The organism is Marinobacter excellens LAMA 842, assembly GCF_001574445.1.
GTDB classification, from domain to species: domain Bacteria; phylum Pseudomonadota; class Gammaproteobacteria; order Pseudomonadales; family Oleiphilaceae; genus Marinobacter; species Marinobacter shengliensis.
Window position 1 is genome coordinate 47,776 of the sequence record NZ_LOCO01000017.1, and the last position, 17,551, is coordinate 65,326.

The window sequence follows — 17,551 nt, forward strand, 5'->3', positions numbered from 1 at the left end:
CCTGTTACCATCAATTCAATGAAACTCGAAAGGAATCCAATATGGTCTGGATAAAGGCGTTTGTTGCGGGCTTTCTGGCAACACTGATTTTCCATCAGGGGCTATTTGCCGTGTTTTACCTGGCGGGTGCCGTACCCGCAGCGCCATTTAACCTTACTCCCGTGCCGCCATTGGGGGTACCATCGGTGATCTCCCTGGCATTTTTCGGCGGCTTATGGGGTGTCGCGATATGGGCCATCGCCGGCCGCCTGAAAGGAGCGTTGTACTGGCTCGGCCATGTGATACTGGGTGCCGTCGGCCCAACCGCCGTAGCGATGCTGGTTGTCTTTCCGATGAAGGGTTTGGCAGTATCAGCCCAGACTTGGGTAGGTGGTCTCATTCTTAACGGCTTCTGGGGGCTGGGAGTGGCCGTATTTATGGTGCTGATGGCAGCAAAAGCGTCTCGCCAACCCTGACCGATCAGAGATATTCGTACACGCAAACCAAAAAGGACATGTAATGACGAATTCCAAGCAGGCAGACTATGATCTGGTGGTATTTGGTGCCACCAGCTTTGTGGGCCAGATTCTGACCCGATACCTGGTAGAGAACTATGGCGCGGCCGGCAAGGTGAAGTGGGCGATCGCTGGCCGTTCAGAGGGCAAGCTGAATACCCTCAAAGCCGAACTGGGTGCTCAGGCTGCGGACTTGCCGGTTCTGGTGGCAGACGCGGCCGACGATGCCGCACTGGCGGGCATGTGCCGACAGACCCGCGTGGTGATCTCCACCGTTGGCCCATACGCATTGTATGGTGAACCGCTGGTCAAGGCCTGCGTGGACACTGGCACCGATTATTGCGACCTGACCGGTGAGGTGCAGTGGATTCGCCGGATGGTCGAGGGCTATGAAGCCCAGGCCAGGAAAACCGGTGCTCGCATTGTCCATTGCTGCGGTTTCGACTCAATCCCGTCTGATATGGGCGTCTGGTTCCTGCAGCAGCAGGCTGAGAAAGCCTTCGGCAAAACCTGCCAGGATGTGCGCATGCGGGTGAAGGTCGCCAAGGGCGGCTTGTCCGGTGGCACCGTGGCATCCATGATTAACGTGGCCAAAGAAGCTGGCGCCGATCCGAAACTGCGCAAGGAGCTGGCCAATCCCTTCTCGATCTGCCCGGAGGGCCACCGTTCGAAGGTGCGTCAGCCCAGCCTGAAAACCGCAGAGTACGACAAAGACTTTGACGTGTGGCTGGCGCCGTTCGTGATGGGTGCCATCAACACCCGCGTGGTGCACCGTTCAAACGCGCTTCAGAAGGCCCGTTACGGTCAGGAGTTCACCTACGACGAAGCCATGATGACCGGAAAGGGCGCCAAAGGCCGCCTGACCGCTTACGGCATCACCGCCGCACTTGGCGCATTCTTTACCGCTTCCGCCATCAAGCCAACCCGTTGGGTGGTTGAGAAGCTGGTACCCAAGCCCGGTGAGGGCCCAAGCCCTGAAGACCAGGAAAACGGCTTCTATGACCTGCGTTTTGTGGGGCGTACCACAGACGGCAAGACCATCATCACCAAAGTCACCGGCGATCGGGATCCGGGTTACGGTTCCACGGCCAAAATGCTGGGCGAGGCAGGCCTGTGCCTGGCGTTTGATTTGTCAGACGATGACCAGGGCGGTTTCTGGACGCCGGCTTCCATGCTGGATGGCAAACTGCTGGAGCGCCTGACCAGCAAAGCTGGCCTGACTTTCGACGTGTTAGAAACCCGCTGAGGGTCAATTCAGATGCAGGGTATGGCCGGAGGAGGGCAATAGCGCCTCCGGTCCATGCCCCAGGCAGATAACCGCTCGATCTTCCAGCCATCGATTGATCTGGGGCGCTATCCGCCCCCTGGTGTCTGTATCCACTCCAGTAAAAGGTTCATCCAGAATCACCAGGGGTGCCGTGCTCAGCAACACCCTCGCCAGCACCAGACGCCTTGCCTCACCACCAGACAGCCGGTTACCGGCACTCCCCAGCCAGGTGGATAAACCTTCGGCTTCACGGGCAAACCTGTCTGCCAGCTCTACCAGTTCCAGAACACGCCATAGATCCCCATCGGTAGCATTGGGGTTGCCCAATAACAGATTGGCTTTAACCGTGTCTTCGAACACCACCGTCGCTTGTGTGAGATAGGCGCAGGGCAGGGAGGCGAGCTTCCCTTGCCGGGGCGGAATCACGCCGGCGAAGGTATCCGCCAGTGTAGATTTACCGGAGCCGGAGGCGCCAACAATGCCGAGTCGTTCTCTTGGGCCAACCTTGAGGCTGAAATGGGTCAGAACCGGTGGCAGCCCTGGGTGGCCAACCGAGAGATCCCGTGCTTCCAGTGCATTGGCGGTGGCTTCTGCCGGCTGCCTGTCAAACGCTGAAGAATAATCGGTTCCCGGAGCGGGCTGCACCTCCTGGTTCAGGCGCCGGGCTGCAGACAGGGTGGCGCCGAGTTTGGCAAAGGCATCGGGCAGCATGGCATAGACTTCCAGCAGTCCCATCAGGGCGATGGGCAGCAGAACCAGTACGGGGCCGGTTACCGATCCCTGGTTAAACAGGGTAATACCAACCCACAGTGTCACCACAACCGCCAGATTCACGATTAACTGCGTGGCTGCCTGATGCCATCCGGCACGGCTATCCACCCGCGCCTGGGTTCTGGACATCGACAGCGCTTGCCTCATCAACCGGCCGGAGTGTTTGCCCGTGCGCCGGGCTGCAGTGAGCTCGGCAAAGCCTTCCAGGTGCTCAATAACATCGCCACGGAGTTTCTCCTGCTGGTCACTTAGCTGGCCCGATAAGTGTTGTGTACCGGCGAACACTCGCCAACTCGAAAGCAAGATAGCCACCGCCAACAGTATTAGCAGTATCAGCGCCAATGAGCCCGAGAACAGCAGCCATGCTGAGAGCACCAGCAACACGCTGACAACCCCGGCCAGGGCCGTGGGCGCGATCACCCGAAGGTACAGGGTATCCAGAGCATCCACGTCTGCGGTAAGCCTGGATAGCCATTGGGCGCCAGATTTCTGGCCCCGGTCACGGTGTCCGGCTTCGGCCATTCGGTTAAACAGGGCAACACGAATATCGGTTAGCAACTGCAGTACCGTGTTGTGGTTGTACACCCGCTCAAGATAGCGGGAGACCGTGCGGGACACCGCGAAAAAACGGATGCCGCCGCCCGGAACGTACAGGTTGATGTAGGCTTGTGTGCCAGCGGCCAGCAGCAGGCCCACCAGTGCGGTCTCGGTCAGGAACCAGCCCGACAAGGCCAATAACCCGATACCGGAGAGCAGGGTAGCCAGCAACAACAGGGCACCAACCACCAGGCGGCCCCGCCGCTGAAGAATCAGGTCCAGCCAGGGCTTGAGCTCATGCATGGCGAACCTCGCCGTCATTGACAATCAGCACCTGGTCCGCGAGGGCCAGCAGGGCTTGGTGATGCGTTGAGAAAACCAGCGTCTTGCCCGCTTCCGCCAGTTTGTGAAGCGCTTCCAGAACCAGAATCTCGCTGGTCGCGTCCAGCCCGGCGGTGGGTTCATCCAGCAGGATCAGGTCATAATCCGCCAGGAAAATACGTGCCAGGCTCAGCCTGCGAGCCTGGCCGCCGGACAACCCCTGGCCATCTTCCCCGATCAAACTGTGAATACCCTGGTCCCGGCTTTCAAGCACACTGCCCAGACCCACCAGGCGCAGCGCGTTCTCAATGGCAATGTCGGATGCCTCCGGACTGGTCAGGCGGAGGTTGTCTGCCCAGGATCCCTGTATCCAGAACCCGCGTTGGCCAAGCCAGCCAAACGGGGACTGGCCGGCCGCCTGGCCGAACACACTGATGGCCCCGCTATCCGGCTGGATAAACCCCGCCATCAAGTGCAACAAAGAGGATTTGCCGCCTCCGGAGGGCCCGGTCAGCGCAACCGCTTTTCCGCGTTCAATGGTCAGGTCAAGATTAGTGAATACCGGCTTGCTGCCCTGGTAGCTGAGGGTGACGTTGTCCAGGCTAAGACCATGATCCGGCAATGATGCGGACGTATTGGATGCAGGCTCCCCGCCAACGGGGGTTGCCAGTCGAGCAAGGATTTCAGCGCCGGCACCAAGAGCGGCGGCCCGGTCGTGGTAGTGTTGCGACAGCGTGCGCAGCGGCTGGAAGAATTCCGGCGCCAGCAACAGAATCAACAAACCGGAAAAGAGTGTGAGGTCTGCGCTGGGCCCATAAGTGATGTAGCCCAGCAAACCAAAACCAATGTAGATGGCAATAACGGCAATGGCGACGGAGGCAAAAAACTCCAGTACAGCGGAAGACAGAAAGGCCACCTTGAGGGTTTTCATGGTGATCTTGCGGTATTGGTCAGACCGCTGGTGCAGGGTGCGGGAAGCATCCTCCGTCTGACGAAACAATTGCAGGGTTGTGAGGCCTCGAACTTTGTCCAGAAACTGGCCGGACAACCGGCTGATGGTCTCGAAATGCTGCTGGTTGACCTTCTCAGCACCCATTCCCACCAGTGCCATGAAAATCGGGATCAGCGGCGCGGACAGCAGGAGAAAAATGCCCGCAAGCCAGTCCAGCCAGAACACTATAACCAGAATGGCCAGTGGCACAATCACCGACAACGACATTTGCGGTAGGAAGCGGGCGAAATAACCATGCAATGCTTCCACATGGTCAAGCCATTCCCGGGCCAGAGTGCCGGCTGAGCTGTCGGCAAGCGCTACCGGGCCGGTATCCCGCCAGTGGCGGTGAATTTGCCGTCGGGCATCGCGCCGCACCTGTTCGCTGCAGCGCGCCGCAAATTGTGTCTGGAAACCCTGGCCCAACGTGCGAACCAGCAGTGTGGCCACCAGGGCGACGAACCAGGGTGCGAGAGTAGACGCAGTCTGGCCGTCAATGACGATTTGATGCACCAGCCAAGCCAGCAGAGCCATCTGAACGATGGTTGCCAGCCCGACCAGCACCCCGGCCACGACCGTGGCGCGAATCCACCGCTGGTTTTTCCGGGCGAGCCCGGCAAGCCATTGGCGAATCTCAGCCTGGACCGGTTCCGCCACTCAGTGGTACCCCTCACCAGCACGGACCTTGCCCCGGAATACCCAGTAGGTCCAGGCGGTGTAGGTCAGCACGATGGGGATGACAAAGAGCAGCCCGAGCAGCAGGAACAACTGCGATTCATAGGCAGAGGCGGCATCCCACAGGGTGTACTCCGGGGGAACCACATAGGGCCAGCGGCTGACAATCAGGCCCAGGTAAGTGGTGATGAACAGCCCCATGGTCGCCACAAAGGGCATGCCTTCGAAGCGGTTGCGAACCGAGCGCCAGATCTGGAACGCACACAGCAGAGTCAGTGCCGGCAGAACCCAGATCACCGTGATGTGATCAAACCAGCGCTCACGCACCATGTCGTCCACGAACGGAGTCCATACGCTGATGATGGCGAAGATCACCAGCACCGCGATCAGCAGAGGTGTAGTAATACGGTATGCCCACTCCTGCAACCGGCCTTCCGTCTTCATGATCAACCAGGTGGAGCCCAGCAAGGCATAACCGGCAAGCAGGCCAAGACCGGTCAACACCGTAAAGGGTGTCAGCCAGTCAAGAGCGCCACCAGAGTAGGCACCGTTGGTAGTTTCAAAGCCCTGGATATAGGCGCCAACCACAGCACCCTGAGCAAAAGCAGCGATGGTGGAGCCGCCGGCAAAGGCCCAGTTCCAGAGATAGCGGGAGGTCCGGGCCTTAAACCGAAACTCGAAGGCTACACCCCGGAAAATCAATCCGGCAAGCATCAGAAATACGCCAATATAGAGCGCAGGCAGGATGATGGAATATACCAGCGGGAAGGCTGCTAACAAGCCGGCGCCACCAAGCACCAGCCAGGTTTCGTTGCCATCCCATACCGGAGCCACAGTATTCATCATGGTGTCTCGGTCGGTCTCCGTTGGGGCGAAGGGGAACAGGATGCCCACACCCAGATCGAAACCATCCATCAACACATACATGATCACGCCGAAGCCAATAATGAATGCCCAGATCAAAGACAGATTGAACAGTTCCATGATCAGTGACCTCCCTCGTTGGCAGGCTTGGCGTGGCTAACATCACCTTGGCCATGTTCAATTTCAAACGGTACATGGGCGGCAGACAAAGGCCGAGCAGGGCGGTCAGATTCGTGCTCGCCTTCATCCTCGTCTTCGAGGCCCACATAGAGCACACGTAGCAGATAGTAGACGCCTGCGCTAAAGACAAGTCCATACACAACAACATAGCCAATCAGGGTGAACAGAGCCATGCCCCCGGTAAGCGACGGTGTCAGTGCCTCGGCCTGGTTCATCATGCCATACACCAACCAGGGCGAACGGCCTATCTCAGTCACAAACCATCCTGCAATCACCGCAATAAACGGGGTGATACTCATGAACCGCAAACCCTGAAGGAACCAGCGCTTCCGGTAATAGGCGCCATTGCGTCTGAGCAACAGACCAGCGAGGGCAAAGGCAATCATCAACAGTCCCAGGCCAACCATCACCCGAAAAGACCAGAACACGATACCCACTGGCGGCTGCTCTTCTACCGCAACCTCGTTCAGGCCAGGCACCTCACCATCCCATTCGTGGGTCAGGATAAAGCTCGCCAGGTTAGGAATACCAATCTCGAACCGGTTGGTCTGGTTTTCCTGGTCGGGAATAGCAAACAGCAGCAGCGGCACGTTTCGAGAGGTTTCCCAATTACCTTCCATGGCTGCGACTTTGACCGGTTGATGCTCCATGGTATTCAAACCATGAAGATCACCAATCACCGCCTGGGTCGGGGCCAGGAACAACAACATCCACAGACACATAGACAAGGCCTTGCGGTTTGCTTCCACCTCTCGCCCACGAAGCAGGTACCAGGCGCTGACGCCAGCTACCACAAAGCCTCCCGTCAGGAACGACGCCATAACCATGTGGGCGAACCGATAGGGGAACGAGGGATTGAATATGGCTTGAGACCAGGACGTGACATGGAATACGCCATCTCTCAATTCCACACCTGAGGGTGTGTGCATCCAGCTATTGGCAGACAGTATCCAGAACGACGAGATGAAGGTACCAACCGCCACCATAATGGCTGCAAACAGGTGAACACCAGCCGGCACCTTGTGACGACCGAACAGCAGCACACCCAGAAATGCGGCCTCCAGGAAGAACGCCGTGATCACCTCATAGCTGAGCATGGGCCCGAGGAAGTTGGCTGAGGCCTGGGAGAAGTTGCTCCAATTGGTACCGAACTGAAACGACATCACGATGCCTGATACCACCCCCATCCCGAATACCACGGCAAACACCTTGGTCCAGAAGGCGGACAGTTTTTCCCACAGCGGATTGCCGGTTTTGAACGCCAAGCCCTCAAGGACAGCGATGAACGACGCCAGACCGATGGAAAACACCGGGAAGATGGCGTGAAATGACACGACAAACGCGAACTGGATTCGCGATAGGATGAGAGGATCGAGTTCCATAGTACCTCCGGTAACTCAAACATAGTCAAAAAACGGGCCAGCGCGCCCGTTCAGCCGCTGCCTTGGCTCATCTTGTCTATTGTTATTACCGGCAGTTCATTACTATGCTACTCAAATTGTAGCAAGAATGGGTAGGGCAGTTTGTCGCACCCCTTGATCAAAAACAATTATGGTGAGCCGCATGAGCTTTTACGAGGACAGAGTGTTACCTCACATTATCGACAAGGCATGTTCCATGGGGCAGGTGATGAAACTGCGTAGCCAGATCGTTCCGAGGGCCCGCGGCAGAGTGCTGGAGGTTGGTATGGGCTCCGGAATCAACCTGGAGTTTTATGACCAGAGCCGGGTTGAAATGGTCTATGGCCTGGAGCCCTCGGAAGGGATGAGGCGCAAAGCATTACCAAATCTTAACCGCTCGCCCATCGCGGTGGAGTGGTTGGACCTGCCCGGTGAAAAGATTCCGCTTGAGGACAACTCCGTGGATACGGTATTGCTGACGTTCACGCTCTGCACCATCCCGGACTGGCATGCGGCTTTGCTGCAGATGAAACGGGTACTGAAGCCCGGCGGCGACCTGTTGTTCCTGGAACACGGGGAGGCTCCCCATGAAACAGTCCGAAAATGGCAGCATCGCATAACCCCGGGCTGGAAAATGTTCGCGGGTGGTTGCCACCTTAACCGACAAATTGCAGACCTTATTCGCCACGCCGGCTTTGAGATTCAGGAGCTGGAAAACCTGTACATGCCCAATGCGCCGAAAATAGCCGGGTTCATCTACAAAGGGCGCGCCACCAAGCCGGTTTGATTCAAGTTGGCGGGAAAGTGAGCAATCAGAGCTGAGGGAGTGGAACAGAATTGCGTTACGCCATCGGGCCTTATACAATTCCGCCCTTCAAGAATCTCCCCTCCGATGCCCGGATGGTGAAATTGGTAGACACAAGAGACTTAAAATCTCTCGACCGCAAGGTCGTGCCGGTTCGATTCCGGCTCCGGGCACCACTATTATTTCCCTTTGCGTAAATCCGGACATAAAAAAACCGCCCCTTGAGTCAAGAAGCGGCTTTCACTGCGTCACTGTGCTCTGAAATCAGGCAGCTTGGCGCATCTTGCGGCGAACGCCCAGTCCCAGCAGGCCCAGGCCAAGCAAGGCCAGGGTAGAAGGCTCTGGTACCGATACCGGGCGAGAGGTGATCAAGCCTTTCAGCGTTGCGGTATTGGTTTTCTTTTCCTTGGTCTAGAATTCATCGGCCAGTGCACCGTCGTAGAAGAAGCCGGCGATGTCGACGAAGTAGTTTACGCCACCGATCAGGAAGCTGTCAGAAGCCCCCACGTTCAACGCGAAGGTAACACGGTCTGCGCAGCCGTTGATGTTGATGCCGGAGTAGTTCGCGCCACCATTCGCGCAAGGCCTGTCTTCATTCGGGGTTTCCCAGTGCAGGAACTCAAAGACCGACATGACCGTTTCTTCTACGCCATCAATCTCAAGGGTTGACTGTACGGTCAACTGCGCGGAGGTCAGCGCTGGTTCATAAATCGGGTAGTTGAAGTGCGTGAAGGTACCCAGGTTGAAGGCGATGTCTTCCGTTACCAGTGCTGGTGTGGCCGCACTGTCAAAGCGGTAACCGCTTTGGCCGCCGGAGGTGGCGGGAATGCCCCAACGGATTTCGTTTGTGTTCTGGCCGGTGACGTCCGGTGCGGAGGGTGTGGTGGCGGTCCACGATCCGGTCACACTGGTGAGGTTGATAACGGCCGCACTTGCTGTTCCTACAGACAGCATGGCGGCGGTTGCACCGGCCACCAATAGTTGTTTAATCATGAGAGGCACTCCCTGTGAGTATGTCGTTGTTATGTCGCGCTCGGAAAAGCGATTCCAAGGCATACCCGGGGGTATCAGCAATTGGAGTGCCTGAAGGCGAAATTACTCAAATTAACAACAGCTAAGAGACAACAGTGCCGCTGATAGCAGGGGTGCAGGGGTGCCCTTGTAAATAATCTGGACACACCCTTTGTCGATTCAAAGGCGCTTAAACGGCCAACGGGCGGTCGTCATTAACCCGGATTATTGACCCTGCTCCTGATCTTCCGCTTCTTGCACCGGTTGCTGGTACTGCGATTCCTGGACCGGCATTACCGGGCGTATCTGGTTGATATCGCCGGTGGGCACCCTGGGGTCATCTTTTATCAATACCATGAGGGCGCCACCCAGGATCAGGACCAGAAGTGCTATTTTGATCAGTACATTGCGAGACATAGATTCTCCTGTTTGCATTCGCCTCCTATTACCCTGAGGGCTCTGGTGCTAATTACAACCATTGTCCAAAGGTCGGTTCGACACAGGCGCAGGGTTTGGTGATACTGCCTGGACGTGTTTTGAGGGAGGAGCAGGCTATGACACAAGCAACCGGTAATCTGGTACGACAGCGCACGGAGAATGGCATTACCACCGTAACGCTGAGTCATCCGGAGCGGCGAAACAGTCTGTCGATGGCCATGCTGGAGGCATTGTCAGATGTTTTTACAGCCATAGAACACGATTCCGAAACCCGTGTGGTGGTGCTGGCTGCCGAGGGGCACGTATTCTGTGCGGGGCACGATCTGCGGGAGATGCGTTCGCAGGTCGACAGCCATGAATTTCAGCTGGCACTGTTTCAGCAATGTAGCAAGGTGATGCAGCAGGTCGTGAACCTGCCGCAGCCGGTGATCGCCAGGGTGGCCGGGGTAGCCACGGCGGCCGGTTGCCAGTTGGTTGCCAGCTGTGACCTGGCCGTGGCGGAGCAGGGGGCCCGGTTTGCCACTCCCGGCGTGAATATTGGCTTGTTCTGTTCCACGCCAATGGTGGCGTTGACCCGAAACGTTTCCCGCAAGCACGCCATGGAAATGCTGCTGACCGGGGAGATGATTGATGCGCCCAGGGCGGAAGCCATCGGGCTGGTCAACCGGGTGGTCGCTGCCGACGTTCTGGATGAGACGGTGTACCGAATGGCGGCAACGATTGCCAGTAAGTCCGGGCATACCCTGAAAATTGGCAAATCTGCGTTCTATCGCCAACTGGAAATGCCGTTATCAGACGCCTATGAATACACCGCTGAGGTGATGGCGGCGAACGCCTGCACGGATGATGCCCGGGAAGGGATCTCGGCCTTTCTGGAAAAGCGCGTTCCGGACTGGAAGCACCGATAACCCTATCCTGCCTATGGCTGGCACGCCTCTGCTGCTGGCCAGAGCAGTTGGTCACCCGGGGTTATGTTCCGGGCGGCGAAGTACCCCTCGTTCATTTCCACTGCATTCCAGAACGGTTCCCCTGAGGGATAAGTGGGGCAGTTCCGGCCTTCGGATGGGGGGCAGGGAGTCATGGTTCGGATGCTCACGATAACGCCCTGTTGATCAAGATACGCGATGTCCAGGGGAATCAGGGTCTGGTACATCCAGAACCCATGGTTGGCTGAGCGTTCAGCCTGGTAAGTGAACAACATGCCGGCATCCTCTGGCAGTGTGGTTCTGTTCATCAGTCCCCGTTGCCGTTGCTTGTCCTTACTGGCCACCTCAAGCACCACTGTATGGTGTTGGCTGTCTGAGAGAAAGCAGGCCTCAAGCGTGGGTAGTGTTTCTGGTGCGTCGGCCAACCCTGCCGGCGCCCAGCCTGCCGCCACCAGCGTGACGACAGCGGCAATCCGCCACGTGTTCATGTGCGCAACCGGTAACCGGTTTTGAAGATCCACCACACGGCAATCATGCATAGCGCGAGGAAGACCAGGGTCATGCCCACGCTGATCGCCACATGCACATCTGCCACGCCATAGAAGGCCCAGCGGAAACCGCTGATCAGGTACACCACCGGGTTGAACAGGCTGATGGTTTGCCAGATGTCGGGCAGCATGTCGATGGAGTAGAAGGTGCCGCCCAGGAACACCAGAGGCGTAACAATCATCATGGGCACAATCTGCAGTTTTTCAAAACCATCCGCCCAGATGCCGATGATGAAACCGAACAGGCTGAAGGTAATGGACGTCAGTACCAGGAACGAGAGCATCCAGAATGGATGCAGAACCGAGTAATCCACGAACAGCCGGGCGGTGGCCAGGATGATAAGGCCGAGGATGACAGCCTTGGTGGCGGCGGCGCCCACGTAGCCGAGCACAATCTCGAAATAGGAGACTGGCGCAGACAGCACCTCGTAGATAGTGCCGGAGAACTTGGGCATGTAGATACCGAAGGAGGCGTTGGAGATGCTTTGCATCAGCAGCGACAGCATCACCAGCCCGGGGATGATGTAGGCGCCGTAGTCGATACCGCCGATCTCGCCCATGCGAGAACCGATGGCCGAGCCGAACACCACAAAATACAGGCAGGTGGAGATCACCGGCGACAGCACACTTTGCATGACGGTGCGTTTCATGCGCGCCATCTCGAACTTGTAGATTGCTTTTACACCGTACAGATTCATTACGCTCTCCATTCGTACCAGCGGCTATTCGTGCACCAGGCCAACAAATATTTCTTCCAGCGAGCTTTCCCGGGTTTGCAGATCCCGGTATTCAATACCCAGATCCCCAAGGGTGCGGAGCAGGCGGGCAACGCCGGCCTGTTGTTGCTGGGCGTCGAAGGTATAGATCAACTGGTAGCCGTCGTCTGACAGTTCTACCGGTTCCAGGGTAAGCTCGCCGGGAATTTTTTCGAGCTTGTTCTGCAGATGCAGGCGCAGCTCTTTCTTTCCGAGCTTGGACATCAGGCGATCTTTGTCTTCCACCAGGATGATCTCACCCTGGCGTATCACCCCGATGCGGTCCGCCATTTCTTCGGCTTCTTCGATGTAATGGGTGGTGAGAATGATGGTGGTGCCGGTCTCACGAAGTTTGCGCACCATTTCCCACATGTCCCGGCGCAGTTCCACATCCACCCCGGCTGTGGGCTCGTCCAGGAACAGGATACGAGGTTCGTGAGACAGCGCCTTGGCAATCATTACCCGTCGTTTCATGCCGCCGGAGAGGGACATGATGCGGTTGTTGCGTTTGTCCCACAGTGAAAGGTCTTTCAATACCTTTTCGATGTGGGCCGGCTTGGGTGGTTTGCCAAACAGCCCACGGCTGAAGGACACCGCATGCCAGACCGTCTCAAAGGAATCGGTATTCAGCTCCTGGGGAACCAGGCCGATGGCCTCCCGGGCTTTGCGGTAGTCTTTTACGATATCGTGGCCGGCGGCTTTTACTTCGCCGTCGCCTTTGTTGACGATGCCGCAGATGATGGAGATCAGGGTGGTTTTGCCGGCACCATTGGGGCCAAGCAAGGCAAAAATCTCACCGGGGTAGATTTCCAGATTGACGTCTTTCAGGGCTTGAAAACCGTCCCCGTAGATCTTGTTCAGGTGCTTTACGGAAATGTCCGGTTGCACGGGCGTGTCCTGTTTTTGTGAGTGACTCAGACCAGAAAGCCCGACATTTTCTCATGCTGGCAGCAGTTTAGAAACCTTTGCTATGTCGGGATTTATCCCCATAATGCCCACTTTGGAACAGCTGGGGGCGGAGAATGGTACGAGCCATCGTGATCGTAGGTTTAGTGGTGGGAGCAATTGTTCTTACGCTGTTCGGTTCGCGCCTGCTCGATACCACGGGTGATACCGCTGACCATCCCGAGTGCGATCTTCTGGTAGGTGCCTGTAGCTGGACCACCCAGGATGGCGAATGGCGAGTTAGGTTGCAGGAGGTAGAAGAGGGCGCCCAGGGCATGGAATACGTTCTTCAAGTTTCCGTTTCGAAGGCGCCCGACCGTTTTCTGGCTGTCCTTAAAGGCCAATCGATGTACATGGGGGAGTATCCGGTGCCGCTGGTTCGGGAAGCTCCGCTCGAGTACGAGGCGAGGTTTACCGCACCGTTCTGCACTACCGGTGCCGACATGATCTGGCGAATCGAGCTTCAGGATGGTCAGGAAAGATTGGAAAATGTGCCCTGGACACTGGTGTTCAAAGCGCAAAAATAGTTAAATCCTGCAAAATTACAGTGGTTTTCAGGGAAAAGTGATGGATTACGGGGAAAGTGTTCAGAAGGTTCTGCTGCGAAAGATTACGAAAGCCGAGCAGGATCTGTTGCAGCTCAAACTGGATTACTGCCGGTTTGTTTTTGGCCTGTCTCATCGAGCCCGGGTAACCGCTGACGGTAAAACCTGGCTTGTGCGCTCAGTAGACGTGCAGTCGATGACCTACACTGACGATGGCACCTTCACCAAGCCCAGTGTCAGCGGCACTCCCGAAGAAGATGATACCGGCCGGCAGGTCGTTGCCCTCGGCACTGAATGGGAATTGGCAACGGTCAAATAAAGGCGTTGCCGGTTACGACTTCATAGAGGCTGAATGCCGGTGGCACGAACTGATGCTCCGCCCAGAATTCCGCGCCTTCCAACCCTGCACGATAACAGGCCAGTCGTTCGCTGCTCGAGGTAAGGGTGGCGATGGCCTGGATGGCCGCCGGCTGGCGGATCCCGGTTTTCCGATGCACGATTCTGGCAACCAGCCCTGCAAGGGCGTCGTTATGGCGATTGGCACGTGGGCTAAGGGCGCAGGCGGCACCGTACAGCCAGGCGGCCGTGTAGGCGTGCACCACCTCTGGAGCCTCTGTTAGCGCAAGTCCTTTGACCCGGCAGTCACGCTCCTGCAGGGCGGCTAGGATATGCAACTTGGTAAACAGTTCCGTTTTGTCGGAAGACACCACCGATGTTGATTCTGACTTCGGCCGGGCAGGGTGTTCCGGGGCGGGCGATTGAGTAAATCGCGCACCGTCAATGCCGCCGCCATTGGCAATAACGCCACCCTGAACCGTGGATTCCTGTCGAATGAGCGAGAACATTCGCAATCCCAGCAAAGCCATCAAAATCACGAGCCCAACTTGGGTAATAACGACCAGTCCATTGACCATCATGGGTGTGCCTGCCTTTCAAACATTCGGTTAACTGCTGATGCTGATAATTGTAACAGTGTGTAACTGAATGGCGAGCCAACTGGCCAGCAGAACGGATAAAAGCTCGTGGCTTACTCTGAAATTGTGAACGGCATCCCAGCGCCTTAGCAGGTGGGCATGGTTTGCAGTGCCAGTTTGCGACGTATGTAACGGCCGAGGATATCGACGCCAATGTTCAGCAAGGCCGTGATCAGTATCAGGATCATGGCGCGGTCAAACTGAATGTTCTGGATGGCGGAATCCACATAGAATCCCAGGGTGTAGATGCCCAGAATGCCCAGAATCGCGGTTTCCCGCATGATGATTTCCCACCGGTAGAACAGAAACGCCAGGAACGATCGATAAACCCGGGGCACCAGTTCCCAGCTGTAGCGGGTGAAACCCTGTGGGGCGTCCGGGCGCAGGTGGATGGTGTTGGTCTGGCGGCCAATCAGATGCCCGATGATGCCGCCGTTATGCAGTGCCAGCGCCACCACCGCCGGCAACATGGATGGGCCCCACAGTTGCAGCAGAATGTACGCCAGGATGTATTCCGGGGTGGAACGGGCAATCACCAGAAACACGTGGCCGGAGGTGCGGCGTACCGGCCCGCCAAAGTGTTTCGAGATCAGCGGGAATGCCAGTAGCGACAATATCCCCGTGGCCACCAACGCGATCTGGGTGAGCACTACCGTGTTCCATATCCCAGGCAGGGCCTCGCTGACCATCACATCGCCAAGCCAGCTGGAGAACGCCGCCAGGCCTTCACCATTGCGTAACGGCGCCGGCACGATGTCTTCGGTAAAGAAACGCTCAACGTTACCCCAGACAATCGGAAAGCCCTCTCCCAGAAAGAACGGTGCGGCCAGTATGTAGACAGGCAGTGCCTTGGGCCGTACCCAGAGCGGCATGGTGGCAATTAGCACGTAAAACAGAATAAGCATCGCTCCGGCGTCGGAATACATTCCCTGGGAGAACGACGACTCCAGATAGAAACCGAGTGTAGGCAGGCCAACAAAACCGAGGATAGCGGAGGACCGCAAACCGCATTCAAGGCGGTAGGCGGTGTAGGTGCGCAGTTGTACCCAGCAGTCCGGTATCCGGGCGTACAGGAAGGCGGCAATGGCGTGGGTGCCTTTAGGCAGAAGTTGCGCCGGTTCCGGGTCAGACTCATCCAGGATTTCTGAATACACCTTGGCAAAGATGCCGGCGTAGGGGATGGCAATCGCCAATACACCGGTCAGTGGGTGAAAGCCAAAGAACTGAAGGAAGATCAGCGCCCAGAACAGTTCATGGATTGCACGGATGAACGCACAGAAAATCCGTACCGGCATGAAACGATACAACAGCGCCAGCAGGAAGCCGAAGAAACTGCCAAGGGTGACGCCCACAAAACCAAAGGCAACCGTGCGCAGCAGAGCGGTTAACAGACCTTCGGTACTGAAGAAATTGGGGGTAACCACTCCCAGAAAGAATTGCCCCAGATCCCGCCAGGGGTTGGCGGTGGTGATGGCAATATCGGCCACCAGCAGGCCTGCCACGGCGATGGCAAGAAACAGAAAACTGGCGCGAACGGTGGGGTAAGAGAACATGGGGTGCCGGCGCTGCCTGTCAGTAAAGCGTCATGATATCAGACGCGTTCAGTTTGCTGGCCGGTTGGTCCAGTGCCACCTGTCCATCCTGAATACCCACGATCCGGTTACAGTAGGCAAGGGCCATATCCACATCGTGGAGTGCGATCACGCTGGTATGGAAGCGCTCTGTCAACGCATTCATAACCAGATGCGCCATAGGGCCGTCCAGGGCAGAGATGGGTTCGTCGGCGAGCAATATCGGAGCATGCCTGTACAGAGCCCGGGCAATGGCAACCCGCTGGCGCTGGCCACCAGACAGCGAGGCCGTGGGTGACCATTGCTTTTCGGCAATGCCCAGTTGATTCAGAAGGTCGCTGATGACGGCGCGGTCCTTGCGGAACGGCCGGAGCAGGGTAAGGGTGTTGTACCACAACGGGTGTTGGTCCAGCTGGCCCATAAACACGTTGTGAAACACCGGCAGGGCGTTGACCAGCCCAAGCCCCTGGGGGACCAGCGAGGCGTCGCGGGTCAAACGTTCATACAGCAGTTTGATCAGCGTGGACTTGCCGGCACCGCTCTTGCCCACCAGGGCCACATGCTCACCATCGTTTACCTTCAGAGACAGCGGGCCTATCACCCGCTTGTCTCCAAAACTTGCCTTTAGCTGATCAAATGAAAAGCCTGACATCAATCGATGATTCCAATGTCTTTGGCAACGCTGCGAATGGGCTCATAATCATCGTTGGAGGCGGGAATAAAGCCTTCACGGGGGAAGCTCTCCAGCAGAGCGGGGTCGTCCAGATCAAGCAGGGCCTGGCGAACCCTGTCCGTGAATCCTTCACCGAAACGGGCGTCAACGTCGCCACGGATGGTCCACTGGTAGTTGGGGAAGCCCGGGGTCTTCCAGATAATCCGGACGTCGTCTGTATTGATATTGCCGTCTTCCAGTTCCTTTTCCCAAACCTTGTAGTTGAGTGCGCCGACTTCATAGGTGCCGGACTCGACCAACCTCAATGTTCGGGTGTGGTTGCCGCTGTAACCGACGCGGCTGAACACTGATTCCGGCGCTTCGCCGAAACGCTGGCGGATGTGGTACTCGGGAATCAGGCGGCCGGAAGTCGAACCCTTGGAGCCAAACGTGAACGTTTTGCCGCGAACGCCCTCGGGCAATTCGTCACCGCGCTCAAGACCGGTGCTCTTGTGGGCGATGAAGTAGTTGTAAAACGCCTGGTCTTCAACGCCCTGGGCGAGTGCTTCTGAGCCGGGAACCAATGCACGGGCCTGAACACCCGACAACCCGCCAAACCAGGCCAGTTGTACCTGGTTATTGCGGAATGCAGAAATGGCGGCGGCGTATGACTTAACCGGAATATAGCGTACATCTACCTCAAGTTGCTCCGACAGGTAATCTGCAATGCCGCGGAAGCGCTCCACGAGTTTGGTTTCGTCTTCATCGGGAATCGCGGTAAAGACAAACGTTTGTGCCGACACAGTGCCGGAGGCAAGCAGGATCAGGAAACCGGAAACAAGCCATTTCCGTATTTGCTTGGTGATCATAATCTTTCCTTC

At 57.2% G+C, this 17,551-nt stretch carries 18 protein-coding genes, 1 tRNA gene and 1 pseudogene; 7 read left to right on the forward strand and 13 right to left on the reverse strand.

Going from position 1 to position 17,551, the window contains the following annotated elements; translation table 11 throughout:
- The first annotated feature begins 41 nt into the window (after positions 1–41).
- Together J122_RS13975 and J122_RS13980 are read left to right on the forward strand one after the other, a co-directional pair.
- Positions 42–455 carry a hypothetical protein gene (locus tag J122_RS13975; protein ID WP_061332890.1) on the forward strand — a complete coding sequence of 138 codons (414 nt, stop codon included), beginning with the start codon at positions 42–44 and terminating at the stop codon, positions 453–455.
- 43 nt (positions 456–498) lie between these two features.
- Positions 499–1,740, forward strand: a complete 1,242-nt coding sequence (locus J122_RS13980) for a saccharopine dehydrogenase family protein (RefSeq protein WP_061332891.1) — start codon at positions 499–501, stop codon at positions 1,738–1,740.
- A gap of 3 nt (positions 1,741–1,743) precedes the next feature.
- Here the strand turns inward: J122_RS13980 and cydC are convergent, their stop codons facing one another.
- Genes cydC through J122_RS14000 form a run of 4 tightly spaced genes read right to left on the reverse strand, consistent with a single transcriptional unit; the run spans position 1,744 to position 7,482 of the window.
- Entirely contained in the window at positions 1,744–3,390 is a 1,647-nt protein-coding gene (cydC, locus tag J122_RS13985) for a thiol reductant ABC exporter subunit CydC (protein WP_227510215.1), read from the reverse strand.
- Positions 3,365–5,038, reverse strand: a complete 1,674-nt coding sequence (cydD, locus tag J122_RS13990) for a thiol reductant ABC exporter subunit CydD (protein WP_061332893.1) — start codon at positions 5,036–5,038, stop codon at positions 3,365–3,367. Before cydD ends, cydC begins: the two co-directional genes overlap by 26 nt.
- Complete coding sequence (cydB, locus tag J122_RS13995) at positions 5,039–6,040, reverse strand: cytochrome d ubiquinol oxidase subunit II (RefSeq protein WP_058089798.1); 1,002 nt, start codon at positions 6,038–6,040, stop codon at positions 5,039–5,041. It abuts the gene before it with no gap.
- 2 nt (positions 6,041–6,042) lie between these two features.
- On the reverse strand, positions 6,043–7,482 hold the full coding sequence (locus tag J122_RS14000; RefSeq protein WP_061332894.1) for a cytochrome ubiquinol oxidase subunit I: 1,440 nt from the start codon (positions 7,480–7,482) through the stop codon (positions 6,043–6,045).
- A gap of 181 nt (positions 7,483–7,663) precedes the next feature.
- On the opposite strand from J122_RS14000, the gene J122_RS14005 reads away from it, so the two are divergent.
- Entirely contained in the window at positions 7,664–8,287 is a 624-nt protein-coding gene (locus J122_RS14005; protein WP_061332895.1) for a class I SAM-dependent methyltransferase, read from the forward strand.
- Between the two features lie 107 nt (positions 8,288–8,394).
- A tRNA-Leu gene (locus J122_RS14010) sits at positions 8,395–8,481 on the forward strand.
- Positions 8,482–8,569: 88 nt separating this feature from the next.
- Here the strand turns inward: J122_RS14010 and J122_RS14015 are convergent.
- Positions 8,570–9,298: pseudogene (locus J122_RS14015) on the reverse strand (THxN family PEP-CTERM protein).
- 243 nt (positions 9,299–9,541) lie between these two features.
- Positions 9,542–9,733 (reverse strand): hypothetical protein, encoded by a 192-nt coding sequence (locus J122_RS14020; protein ID WP_061332897.1) that lies wholly within the window; start codon positions 9,731–9,733, stop codon positions 9,542–9,544.
- A 137-nt stretch (positions 9,734–9,870) separates the two neighbouring features.
- Here J122_RS14020 and J122_RS14025 point away from each other — a divergent pair, with 137 nt between their 5' ends.
- Entirely contained in the window at positions 9,871–10,662 is a 792-nt protein-coding gene (locus J122_RS14025; protein ID WP_061332898.1) for an enoyl-CoA hydratase, read from the forward strand.
- Between the two features lie 11 nt (positions 10,663–10,673).
- Here J122_RS14025 and J122_RS14030 read toward each other — a convergent pair whose 3' ends face one another.
- Genes J122_RS14030 through J122_RS14040 form a run of 3 tightly spaced genes read right to left on the reverse strand, consistent with a single transcriptional unit; the run spans position 10,674 to position 12,871 of the window.
- On the reverse strand, positions 10,674–11,168 hold the full coding sequence (locus tag J122_RS14030; RefSeq protein WP_061332899.1) for a DUF192 domain-containing protein: 495 nt from the start codon (positions 11,166–11,168) through the stop codon (positions 10,674–10,676).
- Positions 11,165–11,926, reverse strand: coding sequence for an ABC transporter permease (locus J122_RS14035; RefSeq protein ID WP_061332900.1), 762 nt, complete (start codon positions 11,924–11,926; stop codon positions 11,165–11,167). The genes J122_RS14030 and J122_RS14035 overlap by 4 nt, the downstream gene beginning before the upstream one ends.
- Before the next feature lie 24 nt (positions 11,927–11,950).
- A complete protein-coding gene (locus J122_RS14040; RefSeq protein ID WP_061332901.1) occupies positions 11,951–12,871 on the reverse strand; it encodes an ABC transporter ATP-binding protein in 921 nt (306 codons plus the stop codon).
- Between the two features lie 149 nt (positions 12,872–13,020).
- Between J122_RS14040 and J122_RS14045 the strand changes: the two genes are divergently transcribed.
- On the forward strand, positions 13,021–13,455 hold the full coding sequence (locus J122_RS14045; protein ID WP_227510217.1) for a hypothetical protein: 435 nt from the start codon (positions 13,021–13,023) through the stop codon (positions 13,453–13,455).
- 40 nt (positions 13,456–13,495) lie between these two features.
- Positions 13,496–13,792, forward strand: a complete 297-nt coding sequence (locus J122_RS14050; protein ID WP_061332903.1) for a hypothetical protein — start codon at positions 13,496–13,498, stop codon at positions 13,790–13,792.
- On the opposite strand, the gene J122_RS14055 is transcribed toward J122_RS14050, so the two are convergent.
- The 4 genes from J122_RS14055 to J122_RS14070 all read right to left on the reverse strand — a co-directional run bounded on the left by J122_RS14055 (position 13,785) and on the right by J122_RS14070 (position 17,539).
- Positions 13,785–14,318: a hypothetical protein gene (locus tag J122_RS14055; RefSeq protein ID WP_227510218.1), complete on the reverse strand. Its 534-nt coding sequence runs from the start codon at positions 14,316–14,318 to the stop codon at positions 13,785–13,787. The genes J122_RS14050 and J122_RS14055 overlap by 8 nt on opposite strands.
- Positions 14,319–14,533: 215 nt before the next feature.
- Positions 14,534–16,000, reverse strand: a complete 1,467-nt coding sequence (locus J122_RS14060; RefSeq protein ID WP_061332905.1) for a PhnE/PtxC family ABC transporter permease — start codon at positions 15,998–16,000, stop codon at positions 14,534–14,536.
- A 19-nt stretch (positions 16,001–16,019) separates the two neighbouring features.
- Positions 16,020–16,670 carry an ATP-binding cassette domain-containing protein gene (locus J122_RS14065; RefSeq protein ID WP_061332906.1) on the reverse strand — a complete coding sequence of 217 codons (651 nt, stop codon included), beginning with the start codon at positions 16,668–16,670 and terminating at the stop codon, positions 16,020–16,022.
- Positions 16,670–17,539: a putative selenate ABC transporter substrate-binding protein gene (locus J122_RS14070; RefSeq protein ID WP_061332907.1), complete on the reverse strand. Its 870-nt coding sequence runs from the start codon at positions 17,537–17,539 to the stop codon at positions 16,670–16,672. Before J122_RS14070 ends, J122_RS14065 begins: the two co-directional genes overlap by 1 nt.
- Between the last annotated feature and the right edge of the window lie 12 nt (positions 17,540–17,551).

Coding starts and splice junctions, on each gene's coding strand:
- J122_RS13975 (WP_061332890.1), top strand. CDS start 42: ATGGTCTGGATAAAGGCGTTTGTTGCGGGCTTTCTGGCAACACTGATT.
- J122_RS13980 (WP_061332891.1), top strand. CDS start 499: ATGACGAATTCCAAGCAGGCAGACTATGATCTGGTGGTATTTGGTGCC.
- cydC (WP_227510215.1), bottom strand. CDS start 3,390: ATGACGGCGAGGTTCGCCATGCATGAGCTCAAGCCCTGGCTGGACCTG.
- cydB (WP_058089798.1), bottom strand. CDS start 6,040: ATGGAACTGTTCAATCTGTCTTTGATCTGGGCATTCATTATTGGCTTC.
- J122_RS14000 (WP_061332894.1), bottom strand. CDS start 7,482: ATGGAACTCGATCCTCTCATCCTATCGCGAATCCAGTTCGCGTTTGTC.
- J122_RS14005 (WP_061332895.1), top strand. CDS start 7,664: ATGAGCTTTTACGAGGACAGAGTGTTACCTCACATTATCGACAAGGCA.
- J122_RS14020 (WP_061332897.1), bottom strand. CDS start 9,733: ATGTCTCGCAATGTACTGATCAAAATAGCACTTCTGGTCCTGATCCTG.
- J122_RS14025 (WP_061332898.1), top strand. CDS start 9,871: ATGACACAAGCAACCGGTAATCTGGTACGACAGCGCACGGAGAATGGC.
- J122_RS14030 (WP_061332899.1), bottom strand. CDS start 11,168: ATGAACACGTGGCGGATTGCCGCTGTCGTCACGCTGGTGGCGGCAGGC.
- J122_RS14035 (WP_061332900.1), bottom strand. CDS start 11,926: ATGAATCTGTACGGTGTAAAAGCAATCTACAAGTTCGAGATGGCGCGC.
- J122_RS14050 (WP_061332903.1), top strand. CDS start 13,496: ATGGATTACGGGGAAAGTGTTCAGAAGGTTCTGCTGCGAAAGATTACG.
- J122_RS14055 (WP_227510218.1), bottom strand. CDS start 14,318: ATGTTCTCGCTCATTCGACAGGAATCCACGGTTCAGGGTGGCGTTATT.
- J122_RS14060 (WP_061332905.1), bottom strand. CDS start 16,000: ATGTTCTCTTACCCCACCGTTCGCGCCAGTTTTCTGTTTCTTGCCATC.
- J122_RS14065 (WP_061332906.1), bottom strand. CDS start 16,670: ATGTCAGGCTTTTCATTTGATCAGCTAAAGGCAAGTTTTGGAGACAAG.
- J122_RS14070 (WP_061332907.1), bottom strand. CDS start 17,539: ATGATCACCAAGCAAATACGGAAATGGCTTGTTTCCGGTTTCCTGATC.